This window comes from Nitrosomonas sp. (assembly GCF_019752415.1).
Classification (GTDB): domain Bacteria; phylum Pseudomonadota; class Gammaproteobacteria; order Burkholderiales; family Nitrosomonadaceae; genus Nitrosomonas.
On record NZ_JAIEME010000061.1, the window covers coordinates 1 to 11,144 of the forward strand.

The 11,144-nt window shown below is 40.0% G+C and carries 10 protein-coding genes; all 10 read right to left on the reverse strand.

Features of this window, described 5'->3' with window-relative positions:
- Positions 1 to 175: 175 nt before the first annotated feature.
- Positions 176 to 943, reverse strand: a complete 768-nt coding sequence (locus tag K2P83_RS10125) for a polysaccharide deacetylase family protein (RefSeq protein ID WP_292928808.1) — start codon at positions 941 to 943, stop codon at positions 176 to 178.
- A gap of 11 nt (positions 944 to 954) precedes the next feature.
- The gene (locus K2P83_RS10130) at positions 955 to 1,827 is read right to left on the reverse strand and encodes a sulfotransferase (protein ID WP_292928810.1); all 873 of its coding nucleotides are present in this window, start codon (positions 1,825 to 1,827) and stop codon (positions 955 to 957) included.
- A gap of 275 nt (positions 1,828 to 2,102) precedes the next feature.
- A complete protein-coding gene (locus K2P83_RS14335) occupies positions 2,103 to 2,267 on the reverse strand; it encodes a hypothetical protein (protein ID WP_363279534.1) in 165 nt (54 codons plus the stop codon).
- 134 nt (positions 2,268 to 2,401) lie between these two features.
- On the reverse strand, positions 2,402 to 3,940 hold the full coding sequence (locus K2P83_RS10135) for a hypothetical protein (RefSeq protein ID WP_292928812.1): 1,539 nt from the start codon (positions 3,938 to 3,940) through the stop codon (positions 2,402 to 2,404).
- A gap of 779 nt (positions 3,941 to 4,719) precedes the next feature.
- The gene (epsI, locus tag K2P83_RS10140; protein WP_292928814.1) at positions 4,720 to 5,406 is read right to left on the reverse strand and encodes an exosortase-associated protein EpsI, B-type; all 687 of its coding nucleotides are present in this window, start codon (positions 5,404 to 5,406) and stop codon (positions 4,720 to 4,722) included.
- 146 nt (positions 5,407 to 5,552) lie between these two features.
- Positions 5,553 to 6,437, reverse strand: coding sequence for an exosortase B (xrtB, locus tag K2P83_RS10145; protein ID WP_292928816.1), 885 nt, complete (start codon positions 6,435 to 6,437; stop codon positions 5,553 to 5,555).
- A 22-nt stretch (positions 6,438 to 6,459) separates the two neighbouring features.
- Entirely contained in the window at positions 6,460 to 7,362 is a 903-nt protein-coding gene (epsG, locus tag K2P83_RS10150; protein WP_292928818.1) for a chain length determinant protein tyrosine kinase EpsG, read from the reverse strand.
- 28 nt (positions 7,363 to 7,390) lie between these two features.
- Positions 7,391 to 8,758 (reverse strand): chain length determinant protein EpsF, encoded by a 1,368-nt coding sequence (epsF, locus tag K2P83_RS10155; RefSeq protein WP_292928820.1) that lies wholly within the window; start codon positions 8,756 to 8,758, stop codon positions 7,391 to 7,393.
- A gap of 79 nt (positions 8,759 to 8,837) precedes the next feature.
- Positions 8,838 to 9,638 carry a polysaccharide export protein EpsE gene (epsE, locus tag K2P83_RS10160; RefSeq protein ID WP_292928822.1) on the reverse strand — a complete coding sequence of 267 codons (801 nt, stop codon included), beginning with the start codon at positions 9,636 to 9,638 and terminating at the stop codon, positions 8,838 to 8,840.
- Positions 9,639 to 9,727: 89 nt separating this feature from the next.
- On the reverse strand, positions 9,728 to 10,690 hold the full coding sequence (locus tag K2P83_RS10165; RefSeq protein WP_292928824.1) for an EpsD family peptidyl-prolyl cis-trans isomerase: 963 nt from the start codon (positions 10,688 to 10,690) through the stop codon (positions 9,728 to 9,730).
- Positions 10,691 to 11,144: the final 454 nt, after the last annotated feature.

Below are 11,144 nucleotides of genomic sequence, written 5' to 3' on the forward strand. Positions count from 1 at the left end.
CTGTTTATTTTATTCATAATCCCCCCAAGCCTTGCACCTTAGATCTTTAAACACAGTCTCACAAACAAACAGCAGATAGCAATCGCCAGTCACTAACTACCCTCTCGCTTTCTTTTTTCACAAGAAAAAACAAAAATTCTTTTATTAACAATCCACACCATACACAGTAGCTAAATTAGCTCCATTTCTTCAGTGTTTGACTCACTAGATAGCGTGCGTCAGAAATTGGTGGCATATCATTGGTTGCAAATTTTAGCTTTAAGCGAAATTGCCAAGGCGAATCGCTCCCCTTAATTTCTGAACGGCGTAAAATATATGGGTCTATCCCTTTATGATTGCGCCCCGATATAGTCGAGCATGCCCCTGTATAGCCAGCCTCTATAACAGCATCCCGGACCGGCAGGTTCCAGCTTCCAAAGGGATATGCGAAATGCGGCACTTCTTGACCAAGTATATCCTCCAATGCCTTCTTGCTATCCTGAAGTTCCTTAATTACAACAGAGTCCTTGGTTTTGCCAAGCCACAGATGGTTAACAGTATGGCTGCCAATATCCACGCCAGATCCAGCCAAAGCACGAGTCTCATTGACGGTGAGCATGCGCCTGCGTGGAAATCCAAAAGCATCAGTAAATTCGTTATATCCTCCTACCCGGCCGGTTACAACAAAAACTGAAGCCGGGTAATCAAATTCCTGCAGTATCGGCAAAGCGTTTTCATATGCGCATGCTACACCATCATCAAATGTTATCGCCACAGCCTTATCTGGGAGCTTAATTTTACCTGCTATCCCATCCAATACTCTCGCAAAAGAAAGGACATGGTAGCCAGCCTGCCGAATTTGCTCCATATCCTTCCGGAACTCATCTGGAGTTCGACAAAATCGAGCCTCAGCAGCATTCTCTGGAGTCGCAATTACATGGTACATAAGCATCGTCACTGGCATAAAACTCTCCCTCAATTTGATCTATTACACAACGCCATCCAGCTTGGCCAAGGCAAATCTTTCCGCCCAAGTTGATGTGCCAATTCGCGCATATCATCAGCCAGCATATCTTGCAAACATATCTTGGTGTCCTCGCGCATGGGTGGAATCACTTGACGTAATTCAATCTGATTATAGTTGCGGCGCAAGCGCCCAACCAAATCATTTTTTCTAACTGCCTCCACTACTCCACCAATCCCTATGGATCGGCCCAGTTTCCCTAAGTATTTAAGAAAGTGATCCGCCCCGGTATTTTTGATAATTCGGCTTTCATTTACTTTTTTTTCTAGAAACCAGGATTGATGATCTTCAGCCACACCCAAAAAGCGATACAAATTCCTTGCTTGCGTGAAGGGGGCATCACGAATTTCCTCCTGAAAAATTACTAATATCTGATCTCTTGGAAATATTGCTAACCAGCGCGCAAGGTGCTTTCCGTAGTGCGACTGCTCAAGGTACATTGGGTTATTCGCTAGCCCGCTCTCAAATTCAAGATTCTGACCAGTCAAATGGCATAATTTAATTTCATTTAAATGATTGGAGTAAGCTCTTTCAATCGGGTCGCGTAAAGAAAGTACGATTCGCATATTTGGATTATAGAGAAATACGCGACTAGGGGTATCACTATCAGTAAAATATGAAGTGGATACCTCGCCTCGCATTCTCACAGAATCAACATTACCTAATTGCCTTTCATACCATTGATAACCACGATTATAATAGTCTGAAAAATAGTCAATCTCTTTTCCTGGATAGGCTCCAACTTCTGGGTGATCAGATAGAACACCATGTATCCAGGTAGATGCGCACTTTTGTGCTCCAATACCAATGAAATTAACCTTCATCTATAGCTCAGTATAAAATTTTTCATAATGTAACTAACAATAAACAACTCCGTAGCAAGATCATGGTGTATTAGAAAAGCATCAAACTGATGCAGTTCTTCTTTTGGCTTACCTTGATTCTTTACATACCGCTTCCAGAGTCCGCTCTTTCTCCTACAGTTGCAGCATGATAACCATCCCCTTAAGGACTCTCACCATTCCTGCGGATCTCGTTTCTAATCTGGCTGTTTCATAATCAACTCTAGCAATATGATGCTTCTGAACTCCTTAGCAATCTATCCTGGCACAAAACTCTCGTATACCGTACAAAATATATGTATATGGTCTTTGTCGCAACCTACCTGCTCAAACTCAATGTCGTATGTTCCTCTATTTCTTTCGCTGTCTTCATAATGAAGTTTTACAATCGCTCCAACTAACAGTCCAGGCCTAGATTTCATTTTAAATACAATATGACAAATGTATCTTCCACAAGCAGTAACTTGCCTTCTCTACGGCATCTCGCTTATCAAATTTAACCAATTAATTTCATAACTTTTACTCATTAAGAAAGTACATTTTAGTATATCGGCAGTTAAATTACTTCTGGCAGAGCCCGGGACTTATCAATTGTTTTTACATCTGTATGGTCGAGATTGTTACTTATGAAATGTGACCAATAAGCCCCTTGCCCAAGCATGAGCATCATAAGAAACTGTATGGGATTAGAATAGAAATGAAAATTTCTATAGTGTAACGTCACGGCGAGAAGCAGCAGACCGACCGTACCTACTCTGAGCAGAATGCGGTGTATTTCTGGGACAGATTCATTTTTAGCAGCGAGTTCTGAAGTACGAGCACCGGATAATAAAATAACAATAAAAACCAAATGCCCCATAATACCAATCTCCCATAACAGAATAGTAGTACTGGATGTGTTAGGTTTAGAGGAGAAGCGATGGACTAATTCACCAGTACCAATTCTACTGGCAAAAGTTGCACCCATACCATAACCAAACAAGCTGTGTTGCAGGTCACCGCTCTTAACGTTAATGTCCAGCCAGTTACCTAAATTGCTAACTCGCCCCAATTCATTCCCCGAACTAGATCTTAGCTCTGGATCAAACTGCATCATTATCCGATCATAAGTTGAAGTCTGTTTAACAGTATTCTTATAGTGAAGCTTTTCGTAGACTGTGAGCAGGCCGATAACCAGTAAGAATAAAACGATCAAGACTATGACCGACTCTAAGGGCCGCCGCAAAAATTCTCTACGGTAATACAAACCAATAACAACCGGTATCAGTAAAACCACTCCCTTGATTTCCGCCAGAGCCATCGTGCCAAGACTCGTCACCACGACCAAAGCCACCCATACCCCATTTAACTTACCACCACGCCATAACGCAATGGCTGTTAGCATGGCAATCAACAACATAAAACCCATCCCAGCACTCTCTCCGCCGCCATCGATATCGCCATGAAATGTGCCTATTACAGCATCCCAAGGAGAAAGCCGAGTACTTTTTTGAGCCACAAAAAAATATTGATAAAGCGCCATGGGTAGCTGCAGTATCGCCACAATCATAAGGGTTCTCCACAACTGCACCACCATTTCCTGACGAACCAAACCTAACATGAAGACCAGCATCAAAGGCCACATTAAAAAATAGTGCCGTGATGCATTCACAAAATCCGCGAATTGGGGTTGGTCAATAACAGTGGAGAAAGTTACCAACAATAGAAAGATAGCAGGCCAGAAAAAGTCACTTGAAATGATGATTGGTGAGATGCTAGTTTTGCTGCGTAACAGATAGAGTAGCACAGATAACAACAATGCCACACTCATCAAAGCACTAAGCCATTGAAATTGGGTTAATTTTAAGAAATATGAAATTGGCCCAGTAATCAAGAACGTCACAAAGAATATGAGCCATACCATCCAGGCTGTAGGTGCGACAAGAATGAAAAAAAGACCATATAGAGCCAACAAAATTATCAGAATGTATAAATTACCGAATGCGGCTGCTACGCCACTTAACACAGAAATGCACAAAATACCAATCAACATCAAAACAATTGGAAATACCCTCGAGCCTGGATTATTAGTTTCTAACAAAGTCAATGCTTTCATAAAAATTAATTTATTCCGTTCAGTAGTATTACTTTTATGTCATCTTCGATCAAACCAGACCAAGCAATCATAGGCATAGCAACATTTCCAGTAACTGGAATTTTTCCACAGTAGAAAAAATAAAAAATAAAATCGTTTCTATTACATATAAACTATATATTCCGATTGACTTGGAAGGTTAAATAATTCATTACACGTTAACTATTCTTTCATCTAAAAGTTATACAAAGGGCTTCTACAAATCTTGGTCGCAACCTGGCTATATATAATTGACCAAAAATATATTATCCGTTTCCAATTACAATAGGATTGGTATGAGTCATCCACGTACCAAACATCGATTTCCTCAAAGCTATACGGTCGAAAGTGCCCCATCACCTACTCTATAAACCAACGAGAGTGCTCAAAATTTGCACTACTCTCTCCATAAAGAATCACTGACAAAACACAACAAATTGATCGGGTTTGGAATTCTCAGTAAAATACTACATCTAGATACATATGTTCCTTTACGCGTTCTAAGAACTTACCAAAGTTGCTCAGAAATTCAATCAAGCCTCAAGCGAAAACACATCACTTCGACATTACCCAGACCGCTTCATATCCTTTTTGCTTAAACTGTAAAATAGATCGTTCCAGATAGTCGACACCAACATCCCTTCGCGCTTCTTTTTTATTCTCTCTGAACAGCATACCGCTTTAATTCTACAATGTAAAAAGCTCAATACTCCAACCGACTGCTCTTGTGGATGTATCAACACGTCAACAAATTTTGCATTTTATACTTCAGAAGCTCCTATTAGTCTGACGCGTTTCTTGACGTCAACCGCTGTTAACAAATCCTGTATGAAAATAGACTGGAGCTGATAGGCTTTGTTTTTATCATTATCTATGGAAGAAACGCGCACCAACATACCGTCAGGCACGCGCCCGGTCAAGCCATAACGCAATTGATGTAATTTCTGATCGATACCTGGCAAAACCGCTTTGTTACCAACGGTGATCCAGTAAGTGATAGGTTCGTTACGATTACCTTTAATCGCCAACAAACGCTTTATCGGTAATTTTCCGTAGCTTGTAAGCAGTTCATCAGTAAAAATCTTCATTATTTCGAAACCCTGTGCGTAATAACATACTTCAGGTTTGTGTACTGCCAAATTGTCGCTCTGATCACCACCATACGCCACTGAAAGCATAATACGCTCGCCCAGGGAGTTAATATAAGTCCTTGATATAGTTTGGTTATATATCTTATCAAGCTGGGCCTGTGTCTCTGCGTCCACTTGAAGAGGTATAATGGTTTTATCGATTTGCCAATCCCCAAAGTGAACAGGAATCAAAACCTCTAGATCTACCATCTCCTGCTGATCCGCAATCCTTACGGTAGGGGTTAATGCCATTGTTAAAGCACCTGATGACACCATCAATACACCTAGAATAAGGCTGGTGATTAAAGATTTTTTCATTAATACTCCTTAGTACAATAGAATTCATCCGATATATAAATATCGTATTAATCAAAAATAACTAAAATGTTACAAAAAATGTTACAAAAATTATAAAACTTCCATGGATTTATATATTTTGTAATTTATTGACAATTACTTGCAAATTAAGTGGCATTTATGGACATGGACTGTCTTCTAGCAAAATATTGCAGTATTGAATCTACTCCCAGAATAAGTATCAGTGCACTAATGAACAAAACCATCCCAGCAAATCCATGCAAAAAACCCTGTCCAGCGGCATCACCATAATGAAAAGTAATCAAAGTGAGAACCATAACGCGAATAACATTAGCAGTAAAAGAAATCGGTATAATAAGAATAGCCAATGCCACATTTCTAAAGATTGAGGTATGGTGAACAAGATTCAAATAAAACAACCCCAATGCCTCCAAAGTCAACAGTGTTTGGAGTCCAGCACAAGCATCGGCGACAAGAAGTTGGTATTGTCCAATTTGCAAAATAACGCCATTACGCGCTATCGGATAATTTGCCCAGAACAAAATATTCTCTGCAGTGTAAGAAACCGCCATTTTCATCGGCATAGTAAGTAAACTAACCAATGTGCCAGGCAATGGAATCATAAATAACAAGAAAAAAATTGGGAACCACATAGATTTCAAAGCACTGCTTCCACATTTGATAAGCAAAATAGCAGCTAGGGCTGTAACAAAAGAACCTAATTCAAAAATTATTATCTGTTGAGAACGACCTATAATATAAAGTAAAAGAGCCATAAAAAAAATTACCCATCCAAGAACTGAAGTGGATTGTCTTCCACTTGCTTTCATCATTTCTGGCCACTTGCGATAAATAAGCCAGAGTGAGAGAAACAATATAATTGGACCATGCGCTTGTTCTTCTTTAGTCCAAATTCCATTTGCAAGACCGTAGAAAGTAGGTACATATAAAACCAACAACCCTAGCAGCACGGGCAACCAGTTTGCTATAATTTTTTTCTCAGTATGAAGTTTGTAGGGGATAGCAATCATTTGTCTATTAATTATTATGGAATTATTCTATCAGAATGGAACCGATTACCTCAGCACCACTGCCTTTAAGCTGCTCATTCATAACATTTATATCATTCAGGCGGGTACGATTTCTTTGCGCGACTATCAATACACCATCTGTACGGGCTGCGACAGCAAGTGCATCTGCTCCATTCGAGAAAGCTGTAGTATCATAAAGGATAACATCGAACTGATTTGCAAGTTGCTCATTCAGTTTATCGAATGTAGAACGGTTAAGAATCTCTAAAGGATTGGGTGGGAGCGTTCCTGCCGGTATAACTGAAAGATCAATAAACGAATCAATTCTGGCAATTACTTCAGAAATATTAGCACGATCGGCAAGTACATCAGACAAACCTTGTTTATTCTTTAAATCGAAGATTTCATGCTGCTGCGGATACCGCAAATTAGCATCAATCAGCAATGTGCGTTCTCCAAGCTGAGAAAATACTACGGCCAGGTTAGCCGTAAAAAGGCTTATTCCATCATCGGAATTATAGCTAACAATTGCCATTGCTTTATGTCCTGAAGTAAACCAGCGCAACATCAACTGACTTCGCACCGCACGAAAAACTTCCACTTGCGCACCAAATGGTTGATAAGCAACTACTAGCTCTGGTGGATGGTTTCCTTGCCCAGGTAATAGGTAAGGATAATCAAACTGTTGTGCCAAGACTAACTGGATATCTGCCTCAGTTATTAGACCTAATTTTAGTGCAGCGTCACCAAAACGCATGCCGCTTTCTTTCTGCAACCGCAGTACACGTTCTGCTTCAACAGGTGTAATTTTCCCCATATCAAGCAGCATGTGCCCAATGCTGAATTTACGAAAGGCGGGTGTATTTATTCTGATAGTGCTAGGATCAGCATTACTTCTTGTTTCTAAGGGGCCTGGAATACTCATTTTACTTTCCTGTCCTGGATCTAGAGATTCATCGTATCAAACGTGGCCAAGCTAATTGCAACAGGCGCGTTCGTGTAGGTTCCTTCCTCTTTATAATACCTAGCACCGGAACCTGAAGTATATCGACCAAATCTTCTGCAGAACGCACACGCCGGTCAAGCATCTCAGCTAGCAGGCCAACACCCAATCCTAGTGCACCACCCAGAAATGCTGACAGAATCATATTGAGCAATAGTTTTGGACTATCCGGCGTATCAGGAATTTTTGCTGTATCGATTATCGAGACACTTGATAGATTAGATTGCCCTTCGAGATTAGTCTGGTTTAAACGTTGCATAGCGCTGTCATATGCCTGCTGAGCACCCTCCACAGCTTTAACAAGTGGGAGCAGTTCATCTCTCGCTCGATTCAGAGTCAATACTTTAGTTTTTTGCTCTTCAAGTGCCGCGCGTATTCCACTTTCCTGGTTGATAGCAGTATTGGTGGCGATTCTTATATATTTAGTAAGCTCTGCTTTCAGTTTCTCAACCTCCGCTTTTGCTCCCGCGTAACTGGGATGATTGCGCCCCAGTTTCTGTGAAATTTCAGAAAAATTAGACTCCGCCTGTGTCAGGCTTAACTTGAGGTTATTAATCATTGGATTTCTACTAATACTATTTTTCTCACCACTGGAGTTATCATTACTTGCTCCGGATACTGCCCCCATTACTTCTGCTTGAGCAACTATTAATTGACTAGAGAGATCATTCAGCCGTTTTGTTTCAACGTCAAGACGATAATCCACATCGACGATCCCTTGCTCATGTTGATACTGAGATAGTTTCTTCTGTGCTATTTCCAACCTGTCACGCAGCACGCTAAGCTGCTCAGTAAAATAGGCTGCTGCCTTCTGTGAAGGTTCAACAGTTAGACGAATACTCATCTCCTGATAAGCATTTGCATACGCATTTGCAACCATTGCAGTAAACGCAGGATCGGCACCCTTAAAGCTAATGCCAATTACATTGCTATCTCGCGAGGCGTCAATACTCACAGTATTAACTAACCAGGTAGCCAACCAATCACGCAACACCTTGTTGCTTTTGCTATTCTCATGTTGTACTTTTACAGCTTCACCTTGATCAAGCCCTAGTTGATCTATCACCATCAATGCAATTCTGCTGCTCTTAATAATATCTAACTGAGTTGCCATGTAACTTGCATTTTGCTGTGCGGGCATTATCACACCCGTAACAGGATCAGCCCCTTTATGAGCAAGCACTAATCTTGATACCGACTTGTAATTTTTTGGCAATAACAGACTCACAACCAAAGTGGTCGTTACAGTCACAATAAGTGTAAGCAAGATAAGTCTGTGGCGTGCTAATATAATAAGAAAGAATCGAGAAAGATCCATATGTAAAATTCCAGTTTAAACCTTATCTAATTACAATAATTGATTTATAATTAACAGCTTGTCAGTCCGATAATAAATATTAAAACAGACTCTCCTTAATATAAACCACATCATCAGGCTGAACAAAATCGCTAGATTGAACAGTTAATATTTGTAAATTTCCCTCAGCATCACGACGCTGAATCCGTAAACCACGTTCAGTACCGCGCTGGGTCAATCCACCGCCGACCGACAGCGCTTGTATAACTGTCATATTACGCTCAAGTCTATAAGTTCCAGGGCGTTGAACTTCCCCGTAAATATAAAAACGGGGCGAACGCTCAACGTAGATAAGATCATCACTCTGTACATTCAAATTTCGAGTTAAGTCACCAGAGCGAACCATCTCTATAACATCAATCACTTCTTTAGAAAATTTATTCCCATGTAAACGAATCAGGGTAACTAGATCACCCCCTTCTGGCAATATTCCTCCTGCTATAGCAAGAATATCGGTCAGGCTACGCTTACCTTCAATTGGATAACGCCCCTGGTTCCGAACTGAGCCAAGTACCGATACCATCTGACTCTGCAACGAACTAGTCAAGATATTTACTTGTGGATTACGCAGAATATCACGACTCTTCAGTAGATTTACTATCTTGCGTTCTGCTGCAGAAGGAGTTAATCCATCTACTAATATCTCGCCCAATAGGGGAAAAGTTATAGCTCCTATTTCGCTCACTCTTGTTTCAGTAGTGAGGTCGGGCTGCCCATAGACAAATATTTTCAATGTGTCTCCAGGCCCCAATACACTTTCCCGAGTCTCACCGGCAATCACGCTGCCAATACAAATCATCCATAGTGATGTAAAGAGCATCAGAATCTTCAGTTTACTCATAATATATATCATTTGCCTATAATCCTTAGTTCACAATTCACAACGCAATATATTGATAAAAAATTAATTCTTCTAGTAAAAACTTATACCTACTTTATTCCCATGATACCACGCTCAATTGTCCCTTCCAAAACCGGCTCTGCTAAATTTAAATTATCAGTAACACCCGGAGGGGGAGACACTGTTGATTGGGTAGCAGTCTTTTCCGCTTTGGATGTTGACGCTTTATCATTAAAATATTCTATTTTTGCTACTGTGCGTAAGCGCGCAACTTCTGCATCGGTTGCTTCCTTGTATTTTTGATTAATCAAAAATTTCTCAATCTGCGGTGCTGCAACAGCAGCTGTGATCGGACTATCCATGATCGCATTAACGGACATAAGCAAACTGTTCTCTTGCTCGTTGATAATAAAAATAGTGTCTTTACTTTTCTGTTGCATCATTGCCACCATCTGAGATGGTAGATCAGTGGTGCTACGGGATGCTAAGTTACGAAGATACTGTACTTTACTTTTATCAAGCCAGGCTACAACTTCATCAAGAGACTTAGCTGCTTCTATGATTTTTTTTAGCTCATCATCAAGATCCTTAGTTGCAATGCGCACTATCGTTAAATCAAATTGTTTGCGTTGTGAAAAATATTCGGGATGGTTTTGGTAATAATCATCAATCTCAGCCTTGGATGGTTTAGCAACTTTACTTACAATACTTTGCATGTAAGCTTGTGAAATAATTTGAGCATTAGCTCGTTCACGCGCCTGCATGACATCGGGAGTCCGATCAAGTTTGTTACTTATAGCCTCGTCCATAATCAATTGACGAGCAATGAGTGATTCTAATAATTGTTTGCTAGCTGCCTCATACTGATCAGGACGAATATTGGCACGTTTTATTTCATCATTAAGTTGAAGCATGGTAACTTCCTTGCCATTAACACTAACTAAGGCTTGTCCAGTTTTTTTTTCTTTAGACTCACTGTCGCAAGCTGCAAGAACCAAAGCTAAAATACTCATATACCCAATCAATGTCATCCGTGCATATGTTAATACCATAGTACTTTTCCTTTTATAGTTGCAAATATATACTGAAACAATTCTCAGCGTGTCTTACATATCAATGCATTAAACACAAAACACCATTAATTAGATCGAGTGATCATTCCTTATTAGCTACGACAATTAAATTAGAAACTTTAACACCTATTAACACCTAAAGTATCACCTCGAAAAATACACTAATATATGTAAAAAAAACAATCATATATTAAACAGAAAAACCAAATATTACAAAGCTAATTATCCACATATAAAATCACTAAGAATTTATAATAGTTGATTATTTGCATATTATCCGACAATAAACTTCGCACTTTGTTTCAGCGGAGTTAAATTTGAGGTTCCCCCTGTTTTTCGTCTTCTAATGGGTGAACTGGAGTTGCCCCCTTTGAACGGACACATTATGTTCTGTTTAAAGGAGAAGAAATATGACACAAAACTACAAACCTGC

Excerpts from the sequence above, each read along its gene's own strand:
- K2P83_RS10125 (WP_292928808.1), bottom strand. The coding sequence starts at position 943 with ATGCCAGTGACGATGCTTATGTACCATGTAATTGCGACTCCAGAGAAT.
- K2P83_RS10130 (WP_292928810.1), bottom strand. The coding sequence starts at position 1,827 with ATGAAGGTTAATTTCATTGGTATTGGAGCACAAAAGTGCGCATCTACC.
- K2P83_RS14335 (WP_363279534.1), bottom strand. The coding sequence starts at position 2,267 with ATGAAATCTAGGCCTGGACTGTTAGTTGGAGCGATTGTAAAACTTCAT.
- K2P83_RS10135 (WP_292928812.1), bottom strand. The coding sequence starts at position 3,940 with ATGAAAGCATTGACTTTGTTAGAAACTAATAATCCAGGCTCGAGGGTA.
- epsI (WP_292928814.1), bottom strand. The coding sequence starts at position 5,406 with ATGAAAAAATCTTTAATCACCAGCCTTATTCTAGGTGTATTGATGGTG.
- xrtB (WP_292928816.1), bottom strand. The coding sequence starts at position 6,437 with ATGATTGCTATCCCCTACAAACTTCATACTGAGAAAAAAATTATAGCA.
- epsG (WP_292928818.1), bottom strand. The coding sequence starts at position 7,362 with ATGAGTATTCCAGGCCCCTTAGAAACAAGAAGTAATGCTGATCCTAGC.
- epsF (WP_292928820.1), bottom strand. The coding sequence starts at position 8,758 with ATGGATCTTTCTCGATTCTTTCTTATTATATTAGCACGCCACAGACTT.
- epsE (WP_292928822.1), bottom strand. The coding sequence starts at position 9,638 with ATGAGTAAACTGAAGATTCTGATGCTCTTTACATCACTATGGATGATT.
- K2P83_RS10165 (WP_292928824.1), bottom strand. The coding sequence starts at position 10,690 with ATGGTATTAACATATGCACGGATGACATTGATTGGGTATATGAGTATT.